The 21634-nt window shown below is 71.1% G+C and carries 21 protein-coding genes; 3 read left to right on the forward strand and 18 right to left on the reverse strand.

Translation table 11 applies throughout. The features are described from left to right. The first annotated feature begins 189 nt into the window (after positions 1–189). Positions 190–1878, forward strand: a complete 1689-nt coding sequence (locus ASG29_RS00760; protein WP_055978770.1) for an ATP-binding protein — start codon at positions 190–192, stop codon at positions 1876–1878. Beyond that, a complete protein-coding gene (locus ASG29_RS00765) occupies positions 1875–3155 on the forward strand; it encodes a sigma-54-dependent transcriptional regulator (RefSeq protein WP_055978773.1) in 1281 nt (426 codons plus the stop codon). Before ASG29_RS00760 ends, ASG29_RS00765 begins: the two co-directional genes overlap by 4 nt. A 337-nt stretch (positions 3156–3492) precedes the next feature. Here ASG29_RS00765 and ASG29_RS00770 read toward each other — a convergent pair whose 3' ends face one another. The 18 genes from ASG29_RS00770 to ASG29_RS00855 form a co-directional block, all read right to left on the reverse strand. After that, positions 3493–3891: a flagellar protein FliS gene (locus tag ASG29_RS00770; RefSeq protein ID WP_055980632.1), complete on the reverse strand. Its 399-nt coding sequence runs from the start codon at positions 3889–3891 to the stop codon at positions 3493–3495. Next, positions 3891–5348 carry a flagellar filament capping protein FliD gene (fliD, locus tag ASG29_RS00775; protein WP_055978776.1) on the reverse strand — a complete coding sequence of 486 codons (1458 nt, stop codon included), beginning with the start codon at positions 5346–5348 and terminating at the stop codon, positions 3891–3893. The genes ASG29_RS00770 and fliD overlap by 1 nt, the downstream gene beginning before the upstream one ends. Positions 5349–5382: 34 nt before the next feature. Next, positions 5383–6504 (reverse strand): flagellar biosynthesis protein FlhB, encoded by a 1122-nt coding sequence (locus ASG29_RS00780; RefSeq protein WP_055978779.1) that lies wholly within the window; start codon positions 6502–6504, stop codon positions 5383–5385. Beyond that, entirely contained in the window at positions 6504–7277 is a 774-nt protein-coding gene (gene fliR, locus ASG29_RS00785) for a flagellar biosynthetic protein FliR (protein WP_055980634.1), read from the reverse strand. Before fliR ends, ASG29_RS00780 begins: the two co-directional genes overlap by 1 nt. 223 nt (positions 7278–7500) lie before the next feature. Beyond that, positions 7501–7782, reverse strand: coding sequence for a flagellar biosynthesis protein FliQ (fliQ, locus tag ASG29_RS00790; protein ID WP_055978782.1), 282 nt, complete (start codon positions 7780–7782; stop codon positions 7501–7503). Between the two features lie 22 nt (positions 7783–7804). After that, the gene (gene fliP / locus ASG29_RS00795; protein ID WP_055978785.1) at positions 7805–8695 is read right to left on the reverse strand and encodes a flagellar type III secretion system pore protein FliP; all 891 of its coding nucleotides are present in this window, start codon (positions 8693–8695) and stop codon (positions 7805–7807) included. After that, entirely contained in the window at positions 8695–8961 is a 267-nt protein-coding gene (locus tag ASG29_RS00800; protein ID WP_055978788.1) for a flagellar biosynthetic protein FliO, read from the reverse strand. The genes fliP and ASG29_RS00800 overlap by 1 nt, the downstream gene beginning before the upstream one ends. Positions 8962–8980: 19 nt before the next feature. Then, positions 8981–9271, reverse strand: coding sequence for a flagellar motor switch protein FliN (gene fliN / locus ASG29_RS00805; RefSeq protein ID WP_055978791.1), 291 nt, complete (start codon positions 9269–9271; stop codon positions 8981–8983). Next, positions 9268–10224, reverse strand: coding sequence for a FliM/FliN family flagellar motor switch protein (locus ASG29_RS00810; protein ID WP_055978794.1), 957 nt, complete (start codon positions 10222–10224; stop codon positions 9268–9270). The genes fliN and ASG29_RS00810 overlap by 4 nt, the downstream gene beginning before the upstream one ends. 6 nt (positions 10225–10230) lie before the next feature. Then, complete coding sequence (gene fliL / locus ASG29_RS00815) at positions 10231–10878, reverse strand: flagellar basal body-associated protein FliL (RefSeq protein ID WP_055978797.1); 648 nt, start codon at positions 10876–10878, stop codon at positions 10231–10233. A gap of 23 nt (positions 10879–10901) precedes the next feature. Then, positions 10902–12821 carry a flagellar hook-length control protein FliK gene (locus ASG29_RS00820; protein WP_156457822.1) on the reverse strand — a complete coding sequence of 640 codons (1920 nt, stop codon included), beginning with the start codon at positions 12819–12821 and terminating at the stop codon, positions 10902–10904. A 40-nt stretch (positions 12822–12861) separates the two neighbouring features. Further along, a complete protein-coding gene (locus ASG29_RS00825) occupies positions 12862–13281 on the reverse strand; it encodes a hypothetical protein (RefSeq protein ID WP_055978803.1) in 420 nt (139 codons plus the stop codon). Then, entirely contained in the window at positions 13274–14602 is a 1329-nt protein-coding gene (locus ASG29_RS00830) for a FliI/YscN family ATPase (protein ID WP_055978807.1), read from the reverse strand. Before ASG29_RS00830 ends, ASG29_RS00825 begins: the two co-directional genes overlap by 8 nt. Further along, on the reverse strand, positions 14596–15357 hold the full coding sequence (locus tag ASG29_RS00835) for a flagellar biosynthesis protein FliH (RefSeq protein WP_055978810.1): 762 nt from the start codon (positions 15355–15357) through the stop codon (positions 14596–14598). Before ASG29_RS00835 ends, ASG29_RS00830 begins: the two co-directional genes overlap by 7 nt. Further along, a complete protein-coding gene (fliG, locus tag ASG29_RS00840; protein ID WP_082515538.1) occupies positions 15350–16366 on the reverse strand; it encodes a flagellar motor switch protein FliG in 1017 nt (338 codons plus the stop codon). Before fliG ends, ASG29_RS00835 begins: the two co-directional genes overlap by 8 nt. Next, entirely contained in the window at positions 16363–18036 is a 1674-nt protein-coding gene (gene fliF / locus ASG29_RS00845) for a flagellar basal-body MS-ring/collar protein FliF (protein ID WP_055978813.1), read from the reverse strand. Before fliF ends, fliG begins: the two co-directional genes overlap by 4 nt. Before the next feature lies 1 nt (position 18037). Next, complete coding sequence (gene fliE, locus ASG29_RS00850) at positions 18038–18388, reverse strand: flagellar hook-basal body complex protein FliE (RefSeq protein WP_055978816.1); 351 nt, start codon at positions 18386–18388, stop codon at positions 18038–18040. After that, a complete protein-coding gene (locus tag ASG29_RS00855; RefSeq protein ID WP_055978819.1) occupies positions 18385–19632 on the reverse strand; it encodes a sigma-54 interaction domain-containing protein in 1248 nt (415 codons plus the stop codon). Before ASG29_RS00855 ends, fliE begins: the two co-directional genes overlap by 4 nt. 267 nt (positions 19633–19899) lie before the next feature. Here ASG29_RS00855 and ASG29_RS17800 point away from each other — a divergent pair, with 267 nt between their 5' ends. Continuing rightward, on the forward strand, positions 19900–21516 hold the full coding sequence (locus ASG29_RS17800) for a flagellin (protein ID WP_055978822.1): 1617 nt from the start codon (positions 19900–19902) through the stop codon (positions 21514–21516). Positions 21517–21634: the final 118 nt, after the last annotated feature.

Consider the following 21634-nt stretch of genomic DNA (forward strand, 5'->3'; position numbering starts at 1 on the left):
AATCCTCCCCGTCATGCCGGGCTTGTCCCGGCATCCATCGTGCCGCGAGAGCAGACAGCGTTGCCCTCGCGGCACGATGGACCCCGGAACAAGTCCGGGGTGACGGACCACCCGTGACCGCCGTTACGCCCCCTACCTTCCGAGACACCCCTGATGCCTCCACCGCCGATCCCGCCTAGGATATCCCCCATGCGCGCCCCGCGGCTTCCCGGCTGGACATGGTGGATCGCCGCGACCCTCGTCGTCGCGGCGCTCGCCGCCGCCGTCGCCGCGACGGTGGCGGGCCGCTACGCCCGCGCCGCCGTCGCCGCGCAGACCGCGACCGACGCCCAGCTGCGCGCCGCCTTCCTGGACAGCGAGGTCGCGCGCTTCCGCCTGCTCCCCCTCGCGCTGTCCGCCGACCGCGACGTCCTGGCCACATTGGACGGACGCCCCGGCGCACGCGCGGTGCTGGACCGCAAGCTGGGCGCGCTCGCGCGCACCACCGGCGCCGCGGTCATCTACCTCGTCGGCCCCGCCGGGCGCGCGGTCGCGGCCAGCAACTTCGCGGGCCCGCAAAGCTTCGTCGGCCGCGACTATCGCTTCCGCCGCTATTACCGCGTCGCCCGCGCCCGCGGGGAGGCATCGCAATTCGCGCTCGGCACCGTCAGCGGCCGCCCCGGCCTCTACCTCGCGCGCCGCACCGACGGCGGCGGGGTCGTGGTCGTGAAGCTGGAGTTCGACCGGATCGAGCGCGCGTGGCGACGGGCGGGCGGCACCACCTACGTCCGAGACGCCGCGGGCATGGTCGTCGTCGCCAGCCGCCCCGACTGGCGCTTCGCCACCACGCGCCCGCTGTCGCCCGCCACGGTCGCGCGGCTGCGCACCGACGCCAGCCTGCGCCCCGGTGCGCTCCGCCCGCTCCCCGCCCCCGCCCGCAACGAGGTGGAGCGCAGCATCGCCGCGGCGCAGGACGGCTGGACGCTGACGCTGCGCGGCGACGCCGCCCGCGCGACCGCGGCGGCGGCGCGCGGCTGGGGCATCGGCGCCGCGCTGGCGGTGATCGCGGTCGCCGCGCTCGCCTGGGGCCTGCGCCAGCGCGCGCTGCTGACCCGCCGCCGCACCGCGCAGCTGGAGGAGGCGGTCGCCGCGCGCACCGCGGACCTGACGCGCGAGATCGAGGAACGCACAGCCAGCGAGGCGCGCGCCGCGACCCTGCGCGAGGGGCTGCGCCAGGCCAACCGCCTCGCCACGCTGGGCCAGATCACCGCCAGCGTCGCGCACGAAACCGCGCAGCCCGTCGCCGCGATCCGCACCTATGCCGACAACGGCCTTGCGCTGCTCGACCGCGGCGACCACGCCACCGTCCGTGCGAACCTCGACGCGATCCGCCGCCTCGCCGACCGCATCGGCACCGTCACCGCCGAACTGCGCGGCTTCAGCCGCCGCCGCGCGGGCGAGCTGCGCGCGGTGCCGCTGGACGAGGTGATCGACGGCGCGCTGCTGATCCTGAAGGAACAGTTGCGCGGCCTGACGCTCGACCGCCCCGCGCCCGATCCCGCGCGCACGGTCCTGTGCGGCCGCGTCCGGCTGGAACAGGTGGTCGTCAACCTGCTCCAGAACGCGATCGAGGCGCTGCGCGACACCGCCGATCCGCGCATCGCGATCACCGTCGCGCGCGACGGCGCCATGGTCGCGGTCGTCATCGCCGACAACGGCCCGGGCATCGCCGCGGACATCGCCCCGCGCCTCTTCACCCCCTTCGCCACCAGCCGGCAGGACGGCCTCGGCCTCGGACTAGCGATCGCGCACGACATCATGGTCGACATGGGCGGCGCGCTGCGGCTCGCGGACGGCGGGGCGGGCGCCACCTTCGTCCTGACGGTGCGTGCTGCATGACCCCGGACCCCGCCGAGGTCACGCTGGTCGACGACGACGACGACCTGCGCGCCGCCACCGCGCAGCTGCTCGACCTCGCGGGCTTCACCGTCCACGCCTTTCCCGACGGGAACGCCGCGCTGGCCGCGGTCGGGGAGGATTTCCCCGGTCCGGTGGTCAGCGACGTGCGGATGCCCGGCATGTCGGGGATCGAACTGTTCCGGCATCTGTCGGCGCGCGACCCCGACCTGCCCGTCATCCTGATGACCGGGCACGGCGACGTCGCGATGGCGGTCGACGCGCTGAAGGCGGGGGCGTGGGATTTCCTGACCAAGCCGTTCGACGGCGCGGACCTCGTCGCCGCGGTCCGCCGCGCCGCGACCGCCCGCGCGCTGGCGCTGGAGAACCGCCGCCTGCGCGCCGCCGCCGCAGGACCAGAGGAGACGCTGCTGGGCGAGACGCCCGACATCCGCCGCCTGCGCGCGATGATCCCGATGCTGTCCGACGCCGCGCTGGACCTGGTGATCGAGGGCGAGACCGGCACCGGCAAGGAATTGTTCGCGCGCCTCGTCCATCGCGCGGGCAAGCGCGGGCGGCACCGGTTCCAGTCGCTCGACTGCGCGATCCTGCCCGCCGCGGTCGTGGAGCGCGAACTGTTCGCGCGCACCGGCCCGATCGCGCAGGCGAACCGGGGGACGCTGTTCCTCGACAATCTCGACCGCGCCACCGCCGACCTCCAACACCGCCTCGCGCAATTCGCGGAGCGTCGCACGGTGGCGTGGGACCGGCCCGATCCCGATCCCGTCGACGTGCGGCTCGTCGCCGCGATCGGCGATGGCGCGCGCGACCGCGTCCTGCCCGACCTGTACCACCGTATCGCGGGTGTGCCGCTGCGGATGCCCCCGCTGGCGGAACGGCGCGCGGACATACCGCTGCTCTTCGCGCGCGCGGTCGACGCCGCCGCCACCCGCCACCGCCGCCCCGCGCCCGCCGTGGCGGAGGCCGCGCACCGCGCCGCGCGCCGCGACTGGCCCGGCAACGTGCGCGAGCTGGAACTGGCGGCGGAACGGATGGTCCTGGGCCTCGATCCCGCGGACGACGCGTCCCCGGACGAGACGCTGCCGCGCCGCATCGAGGCGTTCGAGCGCAGCGCGATCCGCGAGGCGATCGCCACCGCGCGCGGCGACGTCGCCCGCACGATCGCATTGCTGGGGATCCCGCGCGAAACCTTCTACTATCGCGTCAAGCGGCTGGGCATCGACCTGAAGGAAGAACGGGAGCGGGCGACGAAATTGTAGCCCGTCACCCCGGACGTGTTCCGGGGTCCACCGTGCCGCAAAAACGACCGCCCCGGCTCCTGCGGCCCGGCATGACGGGGGTCGCCATGCCGGCGACCGTCATGTTCCCACTGGCGAAGATTGCGAACACGCTACCCCCGCGTGCTCGCGACCGATCTTGCCCCCCTGTCCTACACACCCCCCGCCGCGCTATACCGCACCCACGCTCTTTCGCATCGTCCCGCCCCTCCCCCGCCCGCGCCGGCTCCGGCGTATCGCGGGGAAGGATCCGCACCCCCACGGTGTCGTCAACTTTGTGAACTTCCGCCGGGTGTCCTCGACAGGCCGCGCGCGCGAATCAGGCCGCCCGCACCTGTCGCCAGGCCTGCGCGATCTCGTCCAGCTCGTCGGCCACGCGACGGAACGGCATGCCGTCCTCGCCGATCGCGGCATCCACCACCTGCCGCCGGCACCCGGCGTAGAAGCGCTGGAGCGCGACGCTGACGTCGCCGCCCTTGTCATGGTCCAGATTGGCCTCCAGCGCGAACAGGATCGCGGTGGCGCGGGTGACGCGGTCGCTGCGCGTCTTGAACTGGCGACGCTCCGCCGCCCAGGCGGCGGCACGCAGCGCCTGCAACAATTCGTCGTACAGCAACTGCACCAGCGCCGGGCCGTCCGCGGTCGCGGTGCGGCCGGCCAGGTCGATCTCGCGATAGGTGCGCGCCGGATCGCGCAGCAGGGCCGAGGCGTAGGCCATCAGCCCGACTTCGTCCACATGTCGACCTGCTGTTGCAGGTAGCTCTGCGTCGCCTTGTACGCCGATACGCGCGTGTTCATGGCGGAGAATTGCGCGGTCATCCGCGTGGTCAGTTTCTCCGTCTGCGCCTCCAGCAGCGTGGCCTGCTGGGCCAGCGTCGATTTCGCGCCGGCATAGCGCTGCCCCGCCGCACCCAGGCCGTAGACGAAGCTGTTGGCGTTGAACTTCATCGATTCCATCGCGGACTGGAGGCCCGTGCCCGCGACCGTCGTGACCGCGAACATCGCCTCCACCGCTTCGGGCGAGCGGGTCATCGCGGTCGTCAACGCGGCCTCGTCCACCTCCAGCGTCCCCTGCCGGGTCGTCCGCACCCCGATCGACGCCAGCGTGGACGGCGATCCCGCGGCCGCGCCGGGCAGCAGCACCGTGGACGCCAGCCCGCGCAGCATGTTGCCCATCTGCCGCGCCGCCGGATCGGCACGCAGCGGCCCGGTCACCGGGTCGGTCTGCTCCTTCAGGATCGCCAGCACTTCGTTGTAGGTCGCGACGAAATCCTTCACCGCGCCGGTCAGCGCCGCCGTCGGCGTCGTGCTGGTCAGCGTCACCGCGGTCGCGGATTCGGCGACCAGGGTCAGCTTCATGCCCTCCACGACGTCGGCGACCTCGTTGGAGGCGCGTTCGATCGCGATGCCGTCGACGGTCAGCTGCGCATTGCGGGCCGCCTGCGTGATCGTGGAATTGGTGGCGCCCGCCCCGACGTCGACGACGGACAGGTCGCCCGTCTCGCTCGTGCTGGTGACCGTGAACGCCTGCGCCGCCCCGGTCGCGCCGCGCAGCGACAGATACGCCTTCCCGCTGCCGTCCGTGACGACGGAGGCGGTCACCCCCGCCTCCTTGCTGGCGTTGATCGCCGCCGCGATGCCCGCGGGCGTGCCCTTGTCCGCACCGATCGCGATCGCGACCGCCTTGCCCCCGGTCGTGATCGTCAGCGTGCCCGTCCCGATCGTCGCGGTCGCGCTGTCGAACGGCGTGACGGTCACCGCGGTCTGCGCCGCCGCCAGCCGGTCGACCCGCAGGCTGGCGGTCCTCCCCGCCAGTGCCGCGCCGGGCAGCGCGCTCGCGGTCAGCGTCGACGGCGCCGAACTGACCGGCTGCGACGTCAGCGTGCCGCCGCGGACCAGCGTGTCCAGCGCCTTGGCGAATTCGGTGATCGTGTTCTTCAGCGTCGCGACGCCGGAAATCTGCGCGGTCAGCGCATCCTGCCGCTTGGTCAGCGCCATGCGGCGACCCGCGAACTGCGCCTCGACCAGCGAGGGGACCAGGGTTCCGATGTCGAGATCGGACCCAGTGCCCAGCGACTTGAGCAGCGAGGACGCGGCCGACTTCGTCACGCCGGCGGTGGTCGCCGCCGGTGTCGTCGTCGCGGTCGTCGCGGTGGTGCTCGTGGTGATTGCCATACGCCCTTCCTAAACGACCGCCGGGGCCGCACCTTTACGCCTGCTGGTTGCCGTTTTCGTCGAACCGCGCGGTCGGCGGCACCTCGATCGCGGGTTGCGCGACGCCGCCCTGTGCCGCGTTGATCCCGAACACGAAGGCGAGGACCGACGCGATGGCCAGGTACAGGTCGTCGCGCACCTCCTGCCCCTCGCGACTGGTGTAATAGACCGCACGGGCCAGCGCCGGATATTCCAGCACCTGCACCTTCATCTCCGCCGCAACCTCGCGGATCGCCAGCGCGGTGGCGCCCCGCCCCTTGGCGACGACGACCGGCACCTGGTCGCGCCCGCGATCGTAGCGCAGCGCGACCGCGAAATGCGTCGGGTTGGTCAGCACCACGTCCGCCTCCGCCATCGCCTTACGCATGCCCCCTGACAGCATCTCGCGCTGCCGTGCGCGCAGATGCCCCTTCATCTCCGGATTGCCCTCGCTCTCCTTATGCTCGTCGCGCACCTCCTGCTTGCTCATGCGCAGCTTGCGCAGCAGCTGCATGATCTGCGTCGGCACGTCGAACATCGCGATGGCGACGAGGCCCAGCGACATCACCAGCAACACCGTCATCAACGTCGATCCCAGCGACCCGATGGCCCGGTCGATGTCGGTGGAGGCGAGGCCGAAGCTGAAGTTCGCGGTCTTCCACAGCATGTACGCACCGATCGAGCCGAGCAGCAGCACCTTCAGCAACGACTTGCCCAGTTCCATCCACCCGTTCATGCCGAAGATGCGCTTCAGCCCCGACGCGGGGTTCAGCCGGTTGCCCTTGGGCGCCAGCAACCCGCCGTTGAACGTCAGGCTGCCCAGCGCGCCCTGGCTCACGATCGCGGCGACGACGGTGATCGCGAACAGGGTGCCCAGCGACGGCAGCAGCTTCCACCCCGCCTCCAGCAGCGGCGCCATGGGGCGGAAATCCTCCACCTCGCCGCGCCCGAAGGTGAAGCTGGCGCGCATCACCTCACGGCAGGCGCGCACCAGCTTGGGACCGAAGAACATCATCCACGATATGCCCGCCAGCACGACCAGAGCGGTCGCCAGGTCGCGGCTCTTGAGGATGTCGCCCTTCTTGCGCGAATCGTCCCTGCGCTTCTGGGTTGGTGCTTCGGTCTTTTCGCCCGACATCAGCCCAGCACCAGCGCCTGTGTGGCGTCGAGCCCCTCGCGCACGATCACCAGCATGAAATCACCCATCGCCGGAAACGCGATGGCGAGCGCGACGACGCCCGCGGCGAGGCTGGCGGGCAGGCCGACCGCGAACAGGTTCAGCGCGGGCGCGGACCGCGACAGCATCCCGAGCACGAGATTGAGGCACAGCAAAAGGAACCCGACCGGCAGCGCCAGCAGCAGTCCCGCCATGAAGGCATAGCCGCCGAACAGCGCGATGTCGCGCAACTGCCCCGTCGTCATCCACGCCGCACCCGGCGGCAACGCGGTGTAGCTGCGCAGGATCATGTCGACCAGCATCAGGTGGCCGTCCATCGACAGGAACAGCAGCGTCAGCAGGATCGACAGGAACTGCCCGATCGCAGGGCTGGACCGCCCGGAATTCGGATCGATCATGTTGGCGAAGCCGATGCCCATCGATCCGCCGATGATCTCGCCCGCGATCAACGGCGCGGCGAACGCGATCTGCAAGACGAAGCCGAGCGCGAGGCCGACGAGCAATTCCGCCGCGACCGCGACGAAGGTGACGAGCGAGAAGATCTGCGCCGGCGGCGTGACGGGATTGGCGCCCAGCACCATCACCCCGATCGCGCCCGACAGCGCGACGCGCACCGGCAGCGGCACCGACACGTTGCCGAACACGGGCGCGAACACGAACGCCGCACCCACGCGCACCATCACGAACAGCAGCGCCCACAGCTGCGGCTCGATCGCAAGGCCGAAGCCTAGCATGGCGCACGCGGCGAGAGCGCGCGCGCCGCGCGCCACGCGGCGAAGCCCGGCCGGCGGGCGCGCCGCGCCCGTTCGACGACGCGGCTTCGCCGCGGCGCCACCGCGCTCACACAAGCGTCACCCCGGCGTAGACCGGGGTCCAGAGTCCTGGATGCGGACACCGGTTCTGCTTGGCCCTGGACCCCGGCCTGCGCCGGGGTAACGGGGTGGAAACGTATCACCGCTAGCGCACCAGATCCGGGATGCGGGAAAAGATCTCGTTCGTGAAATCGCTCAACAGGCCGAGGATCATCGCGCCGAACACCATGATCGACACCGCGACCACGATCAGCTTCGGTACGAAGCTCAGCGTCTGTTCCTGGATCGACGTCGCGGCCTGCACCATGCCCAGGATCAGCCCCGACAGCAGCGCCGGGATCAGGATCGGCGCGGCGGCGAGCGCCAGCACCCACATGGTCTGGTTCGCGATCGTCAGGAAATAATCGGCATCGACGAGCGGTTGCATCTGCTTCTTTCCGGTCCGGGGATCAGGTCGCGAAACTGTTGGCGAGGCTGCCCATCGTCAGCGCCCACCCGTCGACCAGCACGAACAGCAGCAGCTTGAACGGCAGCGAGATGATCGTCGGCGACATCATCATCATGCCCAGCGCCATCAGGACGGTCGCGACGACCAGATCGATAACGATGAAGGGTAGGAATACGAGGAACCCGATCTGGAACGCGGTCTTCAGCTCGCTGGTGACGAAGGCGGGCAGCAGGACCGAGAAGGGCACGTCGTTAGTGCTGCGATACGGGCCGGACTTCGCCATCTGCGCGAACATCGTCAGGTCCTTCACGCGCGTCTGCTTCACCATGAACGCGTGCAGCGGCGCGCCCGCGGTCTGGATCAGCTGCGTGCCGTTCAGCTGCCCGGCGGCATAGGGCTGGATCGCGGTCGTGTTGATCTGCGTCACGACGGGCGCCATGATGAAGAAGCTGAGGAACAGGCTGAGCCCCACCAGCACCTGGTTCGGCGGCGTCTGTTGCAGGCCCAGCGCCTGGCGCAGGATCGACAGGACGATGATGATCCGCGTGAAGCTGGTCATCATCAACAGGATGCCCGGCAGGATCGTCAGCAGGCCCATGATGATGAGGACCTGCAACGACAGCGACAGCGACCCGCCGCCGCTCGTGCCGCCGGCCGAACCGTTCGACAGCTGCCCCAGCGCGCGATCGACCGCATCGCCGACCGCGGGCGCCGCCGGTGCGGCCTGCGCGAACGCCGGCATCGCGACGATGAAGCCGATCACGATCGCCAGCGCCGCGAACAGCCACTTGCGTCCCCGCGACGGCGCAGACCCGGACTGGGCGTCCGCCGTCACGGAGGCACGGCTCTGCCGGATCAGCGGCGAACCCCGACCGGTACGCGTCACGTTCATCACAGCACGTCCACCGCTTTGCTCTTGTCCACCAGCTGCACGCCGCCGCGCCCGACGGACACCAGCAACCGGCTCCCCTCGAAATCGACCACCGCCAGCCGCAGGCCCGGCGAGATCATCATCGTTTCCTTCACCGCGATCATGCGCGCCTGCTGGCGCCCCGGCATCCGGCTTTCCAGCCGCCGCCACAGGTACAGGCACCCGATCATCAGGCCGCAGACCAGCGGCAGCAGGACGATGAGCTTCAGGATATAGGACCACATCATGCCATCGGACTCCGGGGGGTCAGCCGCGCTTCTCGGGGGCGATCAACTCGGTCATCTTCACGCCGAAGCGCTCGCCCACGGTCACGACCTCGCCACGCCCGATCAGCGTGCCGTTGACGAACACGTCCAGCAGCTCGCCCGCGTTGCGGTCCAGCTCGATCACGCTCGCCTCGCCCAGCGCCAGCAATTCGCGCAGCGACAGCGTCGTCGACCCGATCTCGACGGTCAGCCTGACGTCGACGTCCTGCAACAGGCGCAGGTTCGCCGCCACGGCCGCGTCGACGGGAAAGCCGCCGGTCATGTCGTTCATGGAAGAAGTCCTTCGAGATGGGAAAGGCGGATCGCGGCCTTGCCGTTGGAGGTACCGACCGTGCCGGTGCCCAGCAGGGACGTGCCGACCATGACGGGTACGTCGTCGGCGAAATCGATCGGGATGATGTCGCCCGCCTTCAGCCCCATCAGGCGGTGAAGGCTGACCATCGGCTCCGCCAGGACCGAACGTACCGGCAAGCGCACGGCCATCGCCGCGCGCGTCAACCCGGTACGCCATGCCTGATCGGGCTCTGCGGGCCTGGCGACGACGGGGCCGGTCAGTTCCACCGCATGCGGCTTCAGCGCGGCGACGGGATACAGGATATCGACGAACACCGGTTTCGCATCGCCGCGCACGACGCCGAAACGGGTGACGATCACCACGTCCTCGACCTCCACGCCCGCGACGTGCGCGGCATTGGATTCGCAGCGGCCGACCGTGAACGACATGCGGGCCAGCGGCTCCCACGCGGTTTCCAGCGCCTGGGCGATGCCCGCCCCGAAACGGTCGGCCAACGCCTCCGCCGCGGGTGAGAATTCACGCGGCATCGTCGCGGGCGCATCGCCCGTGCCGCCGAAGAACAGGTCGAGCAGCGTCAGCAGCAGCGGACCGTCGACGACGCACAGCACCGCGCGCCCGTCCATGCCCAGCGGGATCCAGGCGGTAAGCTGTTCCGCGCGGCCGGCGCGGTAATCGCCCACGCGGACGACCTCCAGCGGCTCCGCCCAGGCGCGGCACTCGGTGCGCAACAATCCCTCGAACGCCGCGCGTACGCCCCGCGCCGCCCGTGCGGACAGGTGCTGCAACGCGTGCAGGTCGCCGAACGGATGCAGCTTGGGCGCGCCCAGCACCGCCGCGCCCACCGCCGCCGCACGCGCGCGATCGCGCCGGTCCGGCGACGCGGCGCCAGCCTCCTGGGCTGATTCGGTGGTTTCGGGCGTGTTAACCATGCCCGGTCACTGAACGACGAAATTGGTAAAGTAGACGTTACCGATCCCGCCGAATCCCTCCTTTTCCTTCAGAACCTGGTTGATCGATGCGACGAGCCGTTTCTGGAGCTGCTTCTTGCCCTCGGACGAGAACACCTGGTCCTCGGTCGTGTCGCCCAGCGCCATCAGGATCGCGGATCGCACCGCGATGTCGTTGGTCTTCAGGTTCGTGATGACCTTGTCGTCGTACGGCGTCGACACCGCGACCCCGACCTGGACGATATGCGCGGAATCCTGGAGGTTGGACGTGAAGTCGCGTTCCATCGCGTAATAGTTGGACGCATATTTCTCCCCGCCCGATCCCGCGGGGGTCGGCGCGCCCTTTGCCTCGCCTTCCGCGGCCTCCTCGCCTTCGCCGCCGCCATGGTCGCCGCCACCCTCGCCTTCGCCGCCCTCGCCGGCGTGCTTCTGTTCCGCCTTGGGCACCAGCTTGGGCTTGTTCGGGTCCTCCGCCGGACCGGCATGCGCGCCGCCGCCGATCATGCCGGAACCGGCCGCGTACAGGCCGGCGCCGACACCGCCGCCGACGAGCACGCCGACGCCGATGACGGCGACCAGGATCTTCTTCATCTTGCCCTTCTTCTTCGCAGGGGCGGCGTCGGGGGTGTCGCTCATCGGTCAGTCCTCCAGGGCATGGGTCAGGCGACGCGCTCGTCGCCGGTGTCGGTGGATCGGGTGGCACCGCGCCGCGCCGACGGCGGCGCGGACGGTTGCTGCTGTGGCTGCTGTTGCCGGCTGCCGGCGGCGCCGTTGCCCGCGGCGTTCCCGCCGCCGGCATCGGCGGTGCCCTGATGCAGGCGGACGCCGCGCGCCTCGGCCAGTTCGGCCAGCTTCGGTGCGGCATCGGCCAGCAACTGCCGCGTCTGCGGCTGTTCGGCGGTCAATTGCACCTGCACGCCGTCGCCGTCGCGCGTCAGCGAGACGTCGATCGCGCCCAGCGCGTCGGGGACGAGACGGATCGACATGTCCTTGCCCGCCACCCACTCGGCCGCGCCCCAGTTCGCATCGGCGGCGTCACGAAACGCCTCGATCCGCTCGATCATCCGCGCGGGCCATTGCGCCTGGCGCAGGTCGAGCGGCGCGGTCTGGGCCTGCTGCGCGGACGACGGATCGGTCACGACCGGCACGACGGCGGCCGCGGCCGGTCCCGGCAAGGCAGGTGCCTCGGTCGTCACCGCGCGGTGGATGGCGTCGGCGAACGTGCGCGCGGCAGTATCGATGCGCGGCGCGGGGGCGGCCCCCCGTGGCGGCACGTCCGCCGCCACGGCGCCCGGCATCGCCGCGGCGCTCGACGGCTCGGGCTTGGACGTCGTCGCCGTCTTGCTTTCGGGCGCGGGCGACGACGGCGGAGCGGTCATCGGCGCGACGGGGCCGAGCGGCACGGGCACCGCGGGGCCGGAAGCGCCGGGGACCGTCGGTGCCGGGATGGCGGGAGGGGGAACGACGGCCGACCGTGTCGCGTCTGCCGGCGGGCTTCCCCTGCCGCCGCGGCGGGGCGCGGGCGCGTCGACGGCCTGCGCTGCCGCCGGGCCGCGGATATCGACCGGCGGTGTCACGAGTGGCGAGGCGTCGACGGCGGCAGGTATGGGAGACACCGTCGCTGCGAGTGCCACGATGGGGACGGCCCCGGCGGCGGGCGCCTCCGCCCGCATCGTGCCGGACGGTGCCGGCGCCGATACAGGCACGACCGAAGGGGTGGGTGACGCAGCGGCCGGCAGCGACGCGGCCGCGGGCGCGGCGGGAAAGGATGCCGCGGGTGCCGCGCGCCTGGCGACATGGCCGGAATCGCCGGGTGCGGCGGGTGCGCGGGCGATCACGGGCTCGGGCTCGGACGCGCTCGGACCCGTCGTCGTCGCGATGACCGGGACCGCCGTCGCCGTATCGACGGGCGAGGGAAGAACGACGACCGGCGGGATCGCGACCGCGGCCATGGGCGCTGGCGCTGCGGGCGTATCGACGGGCTCGGCGGAGCGGGCGCGCGCCGGCGGTCGCGCGTCCCCGGCGGCGGGGGCGCTCGTCTGCTTTGTCGCCGCGGGCAGGGACGCCGCCTGCATCGCGGCGCGCAATTCGTCGCGCGCCGCACGCCGCACCGCCGTCGGACCATCGTCACCGGTCGGGGGAATGGCCACCGGCGATGTGGCGTCGGGCACGGCGGGCGGCACGACGGGATCGGACGGAAGCGACGCCACCCGGTCGTCGGCGGGCGCTTCGGGCAATTGCGCGATGGGCGATGCCGCGACGGGTTCCGGCAGCGGCGACAATGGCGGCAGTGCGGCCGCCGCCTGCGTCAAGCCGGCCCCCGGGGTCGCGACCGCCGCACCGGCGATCGGCGCCGGCATGGTCGCCGCCAGCCACGCCAGCGCCGCTTCGCCAGCCGGAACGACCTGCGGCAACGGCTTGCCGGGGACGGCAATCGCCTGCCGCGGATCGACCGGCGTGGTGGCGAACAGGGTCGGAAAGGACGTCGGACCCGCCACGCCGCCGTCCGCGATCGTCGCGGTCGGTGGACCGGGCAGGGTCAATGCGCTGGAAAGCGACCAGGCGGCAATCGATGTCACGGGTCTTTTTTCGCCTCGCCGGTTGGATACCGACGAAGGTTCAGCAAGGATCGTGCCGAACTTTCCGGAACGTCGGCGCGTCCTGCATCGCGCGGATTTCCGTCGCGATCCCCGCCGCGGTGGCGCGCGCCATCAGCTTCTCGACCGCGCTCTGGTCGCGATGCGCGGACTGGCGCGCCGCGACCGTCCGGTCGGCGGCATCCTGCGCGACCCGCACGCGATTGACCGCGGCCTCCGCCGAACGATGCAGGCGATCGCGATAATGCGCCGCCGCGGCGAACGCCGTCGCCGCCGCCATGTCCGACGACGGCGCGACCGCGGCGGCGAGCCGCCCGATCCGCTCCGCCAGCGCGGTTTCGCTCGCCAGCCCCTCGCGCGCGCGCGCCTCGTCCGCCTGCGCCAGCCCCAGCTGGAGCGTGCGGACGCGATGGATGCGCGCCAGCCTCTTGGCGTCAGTCACCGAACACGCCGATCAGTTCGTTCGCCGCATCGTCCAGCCCGACGCTGTGGTGCGTGTCCTGCCGGATGAATTCCAGGATCGCGGGATGATAGGCGATGGCCGCGTCGATGCCCGCGTCGCTGCCGCTGCGATAGGCGCCCATGAGGACGAGATCGCGATTCTCCTCGTACGTCGCCAGATGGCGGCGCAATGCGCGCGCCGCCTGCTGGTGCGCCGATCCGACGATGTCGTTCATCACGCGGCTGACCGACTTGCTGATGTCGATCGCGGGATAGACCGCCTGCTCCGCCAGCGCGCGGCTCAGCACGATATGCCCGTCCAGGATCGATCGCGCCGAATCGACCACCGGGTCGTTGCCGTCGTCGCCGTCCGCCAGCACGGTGTAGATGGCGGTGATCGATCCGCCCGTATGCACGTCGGTGCCCGCGCGCTCGATCAAGTTGGGCAGCATCGCGATCGCCGACGGCGGATAGCCGCGCGCCGACGCGGGCTCGCCCAGCGCCAGCCCGATCTCCCGCCCCGCATGTGCCACGCGGGTCAGGGAATCGAGGATCAGCAGGACCTTCTTCCCCTCCGCCCGAAACGCTTCCGCGATCGCGGTCGCGCGCAGCGCCCCGCGGATGCGCAGCACCGGGGAGTGGTTGGCGGGCACGGCCACGACCACCGACCGCGCCCGCGCCTCGCCCGCCACCTTGGTTTCCAGGAAGTCGGACACTTCGCGACTGCGCTCGCCGATCAGGCCGATGACGATCACGTCCGCCGCCGCGGCCTTCACCATCATCCCCAGCAGCACCGACTTGCCGACGCCCGATCCCGCCATGATGCCGACGCGCTGCCCCTGCCCCACGGTCAGCAGGCCGTTGATCGCGCGCACGCCGACGTCCATCGGCGCCAGCACGCGCCCGCGGTCCAGCGGCGACTGCATCCTTCCGGCAAGCGGCCACCGCCCGGCGCCCCGGATCGGGCCCAGCCCGTCGATGGGCAGCCCCGCGCCGTCGACCACGCGGCCCAGCATCGCCGCCCCGACCTCCGCCTCGCCCGGGGGGCCCACGGGGCGCACCGGCGCCTGCGGCAGCAGCGCGGCGGGCCCGCCCAGGTTCATCATCAGCGTGCGGCCGTTGCGGAAGCCGATGACCTCCGCCTCCAGCTGGCCGTCGCCGTCCGCGCCGACGCGGCACACGGTACCGACCGGCAGGGTCAGGCCGACCGCCTCCATCAGCAGGCCGTCGTACGAGGCGAGCCGCCCCGAAACCTTCGGCCGCGCGACGAAGTCGATCGATCCCAGCGTGTCGAGATAGTCGCCCGCGAACGTGTTCAACATGCGGGAAGCGCCGCCCGGTCGATCGCGGATTCGAGCTGGTCGAGCCACATCGCGGGACCGTCCTCCACGACGGTGGAGGCGCTTTCCATCACGAAACTGCCCCGCGCGACCGCGACGTCGCCGACCGCGAACACCGCGGACGGCAGCCGACCGTCGAGCAGCGCCACGTCGTCGGGATGGACGCGCAGCATCGCGGATTCGTTCGCATCGGCCAGGCAGTCGGTCGCCGCCTTTATCCGGCCCGCGAGCAATTCGCCCGACACCCCCGTATCGCCGACGATCCGCGTGACCAGCGCCAGCACGGTGCGGCGCAGCTGCTCCGCCAGCAACGCGCGATCGATCGCGCCACCACCCGACAATGCCGCGCCGACATCCGCCGTCAGCCCCGCGTCGCGCGCGTCGCTTTCCTGCTGCGCGGCAAGCGCCGCCGCATAGCCCTCGTCGTAACCCGCGGTGCGCGCCGCCTCGACCGGATCGACGAATCCCGACGCGGGCTGGCCCGCATCCATCGGGTCCCACCCCGCGGTGGGGCTGGCGTCGCGGTTCGCGGGCGAGAAGTGGCGCGGCTGCACCCCCGCATTGCCAAGTCCGCCGCCGCCGAACGCCTCCTCGATCCGCGCGATCAGTTCGGCGGGGGTGAAGCCGCCCGTCGGGGCCACGCGACGCGTCTCCATCGCCGCCCCGGCGGCGGCGTCGCGCCGCGACGGGAAGCCGACGACGAAGCCGTCGCCCATGTCCTTCGCCGGATCAGACATAATCGTCCTCGCCCGCCCCCATCTGGATCGTGCCGTCCTTCGCCAGGTTGCGCGCGATCTGGATCATCGCCTTCTGCGCATCCAGCACTTCGCTCATCTTCATCGGCCCGCGGGCCTCCATGTCGTCGCGGATGCCGTCGGCGGCGCGCGCCGACATGCTTCCCAGGATACGGTTGCGCGCGGCCTCGTCGCAGCCCTTCAGCGCGCGGGTCAGGATGTCGCCGTCGACGTTGCGGATGAAGGTCGACAGGTTCTTGTCGTCCAGTTCCAGCAGGTTCTCGAACACGAACATCGCCTCCTCGATCGCCTTGGCCACGTCCTTGTCCATCTTGAACAGCTTGGGCATCACGCGCAGCTCGACCGCCTTGCGCGCTCCCTGCAACAGCTTCGCCGCCTCGCGCGTACCGCCCAATTGCAGCCCCGCCGCGCTCGGCTGCGCCGATGCGCTGCGACGCTGGATCATCTGGCGCAGCGTCTCCACCGCCTCCGGCGTGATCGGCCCCAGCTTCGCGATACGATGCAGGATGTCGGGCTGCGCCGCGTCGGGCAGCAGTTCCAGCACCTGGCTGCCGATCGCGGGATCCAGGTTCGCGATCAGGACCGCGGCGATCTGCGGATGCTCCTTGTCCAGCATCTGCGCGATCTCCGGCGCCTCCAGCCAGTCGAGCAGGTCGATCTCGCACACCGCCTCGGTCGGGGTGATGCGCGCCAGCACGCTCTCGGCCTTCTCCGGCCCGAGCGCCCGGTTCATGACCGATTCCACATGCGGCCGGGGATCGAAGGTGATGCCCGTCCGCTCGCGCGCCCTCCCGACGAAATCGTCGAGTACGCCGCCCACCTCGTCCTCGCTGACGTCCGCGACCGCGAACATCGCGGTGCCCAGCTTGCGCACTTCCTCGGGGTCCAGCTTTTGCAGGATCGCCGCGGCCTCCTCCTCGCCGACCAGCATCATCAGCACCGCGGCGCGTTCGACACCGGTGAACTGCCGCGCGGGCGCCGGTGCGGTCACGACTTGGCGTCCGCGGAGATCATGTCACGGACCGCCAGCGCGGCGCGCGCGGGATTGTCGCGCGTGAAGCCGCGCACCGCGCCGACGCGATCGTCGAAACTGGCGCCCTGTGCGATCTGGTCCAGCGCGACGGGGTTGGCGACGGAAATGCCCGCCGGTCCCGCCGCCGTCTCGGCCGCGGCGCCCATCGGCAGCGCGCCCGCCGCGGGGGCGTCGTCGCGCTTCTTCATCAACGCCTTGGCCAGCGGCCGGACGCCCAGCATCAGCACCAGCAGCGCGATGACGATCGCGGTCAGGTTGCGCGCCACGATCGGCAGCCAGGCATTGTCGTACCACGCCGGGCCGTCGGCGGCGGCGGTACCCGCCTCCGCGAACTTGCGGCTGATAACGGTGACGTTGTCGTTGCGCGCCTGGTCGAAGCCGACCGCGCTCTTCACCAGTTCGTTGATCTGGCCGATCTCCATCGCGGTGCGACGCCCCTTCTCGGGATCGCGCAGCAGGACCGCGACCGACAGGCGCTTGACCCCGCCCGGCGCCGCGCGCGTGACCGACACTTCCTTGCCCAGGTCGTAGGCGCGGCTGAACTGGTCCGACTGCTTGTTCGCGTCGGGCGCGGGGCCGCCGGGGGTCGGCACGCCGGGATTGCCCGTCGCGGGCTGCGGCGTGGACAGCTGGCTGGCGGGCGGCGGCGTGTTGCTCAGCGCGCCGGGAATGCCCCCCGGCGTCTGCGCCGTCGCCTGGTTGCCGGTCCAGTTGCCCGTCTCGGCGCGCAGGCGACCGTCCTTATCGTAGCTTTCGCGCGTCGCGCTGGTCTCGTCCAGATTGACCTCGGCCTGCACCTCCGCGGTGAAATTGCCCGCGCCGACCAGCGGGGTCAGCAATTGCACCAGCTGCTGGCGATATTTGTCCTCCACCTGCCGCTGGAACCGGATCCGCGCTTCGGAGCCGTCGCCGCCGTTGCCGTCCTTGCTCAGCAGGCCGCCGAGCTGGTCGACGACGGTCACCGCGTCGGGCTTCATCCCCGGCACGCTGCTGGCGACGAGGTTCACGATCGAGGATACCTGCGCCTCGCTCAGCGCGCGGCCCGATTGCAGCTTCAGCACCACCGACGCGGACGGCTGCGCATTGTCGCGCAGGAACACGCTGGCCTCGGGCGTGGCGAGGTGGACGCGCGCTTCCGCGACCGCGTCGATCTCCTGGATCGACCGCGCGATTTCCGTCTCCCGCGCCTGCCGCAGCCGCTCGCCTTCCACCGCGCGCGACACGCCCATCGGAAGCTGGTCGAGGATCGCGTAACCGCCCGGCGCCGCCTTGGGCAGGCCCTGCCCCGCCAGCAACAACCGCGCGCGCGAATAATCCTCCTCCGCCACGGTCAATGCACCGCTGCCGTCGTCGATATGGCTGTCGATGTTGCCCGCGCTCAACGCCTGCGTCACCGCCGCCTTGTCGGCATCGGCCAGGCCCGAGAACAGCGTCTTCTGCGGCGGCGCGGACAGCGCGGACCACGCCAGCGCCGCGGCGCCGATCAGGCCGACCATCAACGCCATCGGCCCGGCACGCCGGACCGCGGGCTGCGCGAACACGGACTGCACCTGGCGCAGCGGATTGGCGAAACGCTCCGGCACCAGCGGCGCGGGAACGGGGTTCGTGGGGGCAAGAGCGTTGCTCATGTCAGACCGGCATGCTCATGATGTCCTTGTAGGCGGACAGGATCTTGTTGCGGACCTGCAAGGTCGCCTCGAAACCGACGGAGGCTTCCTGCCGCGCCAGCATCACCTTCGCGATGTCGACGGTCTCGCCCCGCTCGTACGATTCGGATAACGCGCTGGCCTTCTGCTGGCCGGCGTTCACCTTCTCCAGCGCGGTCTGCATCGTGTCGGCGAAGCTGCCGCCGGGCGACGATGCGACCGGCGCCGGGGTACTCGCCACCGCATTGGCCCGGCCCAGCGCGGCGTTGCGCTCCAGGATCTGCTGCCGCAGCGCCATCACGCGGTCGACGCCGCCCACACCTGCGATGCTCATGCCGTGGCACTCCGGACGAGGTCGTCGCCGCACTCACGCGCACGGGCGAGGCGGTAGCGCAGCGTGCGCTCCGAAATGCCCAGCCGCTTCGCGGTTTCGATCCGGCTGCCGCCGCAGGCCGCCAGCGTGTCGCGGATCGCCGCGAATTCCGAAAGCTGCACCACCTGCCCCAGCGTCTCGCCCTCGATCGCGATCAGCCGGGGGGCGGAGGGGCGATCGAACACGATATGGCTCGCCTCGATCGTGTCGCCGCCGCAGAACAGCAAGGCGCGCTGGATCACGTTCTCCAGCTCGCGGACGTTGCCGGGCCAGTCGTGCGCGACCAGTTCTGCGATCGCGGCATCGGACGGCCATGGCACGACGGCGCGCGTGCCCGCGTGGCGCAGGATCATCGTCGCGGCCAGCGCCGGGATGTCCTGCGCCCGCTCCGCCAGCGGCTTCGTCGTCAACGGGAAGACGGACAGGCGGTAGTACAGATCGGCGCGGAACCGCCCCGCCGCCACTTCGGCCTGGAGGTCGCGGTTGGCGCAGGCGATGACGCGCACGTCGACCGCCACCGGCTGCGTCGCGCCGATCGGCACGACCTCGCGCTCCTGCAACACGCGCAGCAGCTTTGCCTGGAGGCCGACCGGCATCTCCGCGATCTCGTCCAGCAGGATCGTGCCGCCGTGCGCCGCGCGGAAGAACCCCTCGCCTGCCGCGGACGCGCCGGTGAAGGAACCCTTCTGATGCCCGAACAGCATCGCCTCCAGCATCGATTCGGGCAGCGCGGCGCAGTTCAGCGCGATGAACGGGCCGTCCCTGCGCGGGCTGTTCAGGTGGATCGTGCGTGCCAGCACTTCCTTGCCCGTGCCGGTGGGCCCGTTGATGAGGACGGTGATGTCCGCCTGCGCCACGCGCTCCGCCAGCGCGAACAGCGCCAGCGTCTCGGGATCGGCCGCGGTCGGCAGTTCCGGCCCGCCGACCAGCGCGCGGGCGAAGGCATTGCCGACCGCCGCATCGCCATGGCCATAGGCGATTCGCGCCGGGGCGCCGTCGCGGTGCGGCACGATCGTGCGGCCCGCGCTGCCCACCACGACGCTGCGCGACGGCACCGTCATCGCCTCGCCTTCCGCCACCAGGTGCACCGCGCCGGGCGTCGGACGGGTGCCCGCACGCTCCACCGCGAAGCCCTGCGCGCGCAGCGAGGACACGAGCGTCAGGTGCTCCCGCTCCACGACTGACGACGGCACGATCGAACGCATGAGTAATCCCCGCTGTTTGCTGGACACGGGCATGCGGCAGCAATGGTTAACACGCCGTATAATTGCCGTCCGACCGGCAACATTTTTCCGGGCGCGCGACCGCCCCCACGCGGGCGCACGTGGGCACCCGCGAGGCACCCCGGCAGCGACGGCCGTGCGAAAAAACTTCGCTAAAGCCGCGCCGCACCCGGCCGTTTTGCTGGTCGACGGCTCGGCCCTTCGCTCGGGGGGGCAGCAGGGATCGTCTTACTTTTGGAGACCTTTGAAATGACGGTTATCGGAACCAACATTTCGGCGCTGCGCTCGGCGAATGCCTCGTCGTCGGCGTCGATGTCGCTGAGCCAGGCCATGGAGCGCCTGTCGACCGGCAAGCGCATCAACTCGGCCAAGGACGACGCCGCCGGCCTCGCGATTTCGAGCCGCATGACCAGCCAGGTCAAGTCGATGGCCGTCGCGATCCGCAACGCCGGCGACGGCATCTCGATGACGCAGACCGCCGAAGGCGCGCTGGGCGAAGTCACCAACATGCTTCAGCGCATGAAGGAACTGGCCACGCAGTCGGCCAACGGCACGCTGGGCACGTCGGAGCGCAAGGCGCTTCAGGCGGAAACCAGCCAGCTGCTGAGCCAGATCAACGATATCTCGCGCACCACCAACTTCAACGGGCTGAACCTGCTCGACGGTTCGGTGAAGGGCCTGACGCTTCAGACCGGCAGCAATTCCGGCGACACCGTCGCGATCAACCTCAACCGCGTGTCGACGCAGTCGCTCGGCCTCGACGGGGCGCAGGCCGTGTCCGGTCGCGCCGGTGGATCCACCGCCATCTCGACGAACTTGCAGCTGAACGGCAAGCAGGTGTTCTCGGCCGGTACGACGATCAGCACCGCGAAGGATTTCGCGACCGCGGTCAACAACAATCCGGCGCTGGGCGTCGTCGCCACGGCCTCGAACAGCCTGTCGACCAGCGCTGCCGTCACCGGCGTCATCGCCAACGGCACGATCAACGGCAAGGCGATCGCCGGTGCCACCGACGCTGCCACGCTGGTCGAGACGATCAACAACAACAAGGCGACCTACGGCGTCACCGCGAAGCTGGAATCGGACGGCAAGATCACGCTGTCCAACGACGACGGCAGCAACATCTCGACCGCCGGCGGCGCGTTCGGCACGAACACCGACATCAAGGGCTATGTCGCGCTGACCAACGCCGACGGATCGGCGCTGAAGATCGCCAGCACGACCGCGACCGACCTGTCGCAGCTCGGCCTGAACGGGTCGGACGGCGCCAGCTTCACCGGCGTTGCCGTGTCCGCCACGGACAACACCGCGCTGACCGCGGGTACGCTGAAGATCAACGGCGTCGAGATCGGCGCGGCGACGGGTGGCACGGCCGCTGCCGGCAACGGCACGTCCTACGCAGCCGCGATCAACCTGAAGACCGCCGAAACCGGCGTGACCGCGACGAGCACTGCGGGCGTCATCACGCTCACCACGACCACCGGCGGGCCGGTTCGCGTCGAGGGTGCGGGCGCGGCCACGATCGGCTTCAACAGCCAGGGCGGCACCGGTTCCGAGGGCGCGGCGCTCGACATCTCCACGGCGGCGGGCGCGAGCCGGGCGCTGTCGGTGATCGACAAGGCGCTGGACGGCGTGTCGGCGAAGCGCGGCGACCTGGGCGCGATCCAGAACCGTCTGGAGGTGACGGTCAACAACCTGACCACCACCACGTCGAACCTGTCGGAAGCGCGCAGCCGCATCGAGGACGCGGACTTCTCCGCCGAATCGACCGCGCTGGCGAAGGCGCAGATCCTCAGCCAGGCGTCCACCGCGATGCTGGCGCAGGCCAACCAGTCGCAGCAGGGCGTGCTGAAGCTCCTGTCGTAAGGCTAGTGCGCCCGCGCCGTCGCCGCCCCCCCGAGAAGGGCGACGGCGCGGCGCACGCTTCGCCCGGAGTATTGGGCGGAGGTTCGGACCCCGTCGGCGAAAGCCGGCGGGGTTCCTT

The sequence above is a fragment of the Sphingomonas sp. Leaf412 genome (assembly GCF_001425405.1).
Lineage (GTDB): Bacteria > Pseudomonadota > Alphaproteobacteria > Sphingomonadales > Sphingomonadaceae > Sphingomonas.

Bases quoted from the DNA above. Each gene is read 5' to 3' on its own strand.
- ASG29_RS00760 (WP_055978770.1), top strand. From the start codon at position 190: ATGCGCGCCCCGCGGCTTCCCGGCTGGACATGGTGGATCGCCGCGACC.
- ASG29_RS00765 (WP_055978773.1), top strand. From the start codon at position 1,875: ATGACCCCGGACCCCGCCGAGGTCACGCTGGTCGACGACGACGACGAC.
- ASG29_RS00770 (WP_055980632.1), bottom strand. From the start codon at position 3,891: ATGGCCTACGCCTCGGCCCTGCTGCGCGATCCGGCGCGCACCTATCGC.
- fliD (WP_055978776.1), bottom strand. From the start codon at position 5,348: ATGGCAATCACCACGAGCACCACCGCGACGACCGCGACGACGACACCG.
- ASG29_RS00780 (WP_055978779.1), bottom strand. From the start codon at position 6,504: ATGTCGGGCGAAAAGACCGAAGCACCAACCCAGAAGCGCAGGGACGAT.
- fliR (WP_055980634.1), bottom strand. From the start codon at position 7,277: ATGCTAGGCTTCGGCCTTGCGATCGAGCCGCAGCTGTGGGCGCTGCTG.
- fliQ (WP_055978782.1), bottom strand. From the start codon at position 7,782: ATGCAACCGCTCGTCGATGCCGATTATTTCCTGACGATCGCGAACCAG.
- fliP (WP_055978785.1), bottom strand. From the start codon at position 8,695: ATGAACGTGACGCGTACCGGTCGGGGTTCGCCGCTGATCCGGCAGAGC.
- ASG29_RS00800 (WP_055978788.1), bottom strand. From the start codon at position 8,961: ATGATGTGGTCCTATATCCTGAAGCTCATCGTCCTGCTGCCGCTGGTC.
- fliN (WP_055978791.1), bottom strand. From the start codon at position 9,271: ATGAACGACATGACCGGCGGCTTTCCCGTCGACGCGGCCGTGGCGGCG.
- ASG29_RS00810 (WP_055978794.1), bottom strand. From the start codon at position 10,224: ATGGTTAACACGCCCGAAACCACCGAATCAGCCCAGGAGGCTGGCGCC.
- fliL (WP_055978797.1), bottom strand. From the start codon at position 10,878: ATGAGCGACACCCCCGACGCCGCCCCTGCGAAGAAGAAGGGCAAGATG.
- ASG29_RS00830 (WP_055978807.1), bottom strand. From the start codon at position 14,602: ATGTTGAACACGTTCGCGGGCGACTATCTCGACACGCTGGGATCGATC.
- ASG29_RS00835 (WP_055978810.1), bottom strand. From the start codon at position 15,357: ATGTCTGATCCGGCGAAGGACATGGGCGACGGCTTCGTCGTCGGCTTC.
- fliF (WP_055978813.1), bottom strand. From the start codon at position 18,036: ATGAGCAACGCTCTTGCCCCCACGAACCCCGTTCCCGCGCCGCTGGTG.
- fliE (WP_055978816.1), bottom strand. From the start codon at position 18,388: ATGAGCATCGCAGGTGTGGGCGGCGTCGACCGCGTGATGGCGCTGCGG.
- ASG29_RS00855 (WP_055978819.1), bottom strand. From the start codon at position 19,632: ATGCGTTCGATCGTGCCGTCGTCAGTCGTGGAGCGGGAGCACCTGACG.
- ASG29_RS17800 (WP_055978822.1), top strand. From the start codon at position 19,900: ATGACGGTTATCGGAACCAACATTTCGGCGCTGCGCTCGGCGAATGCC.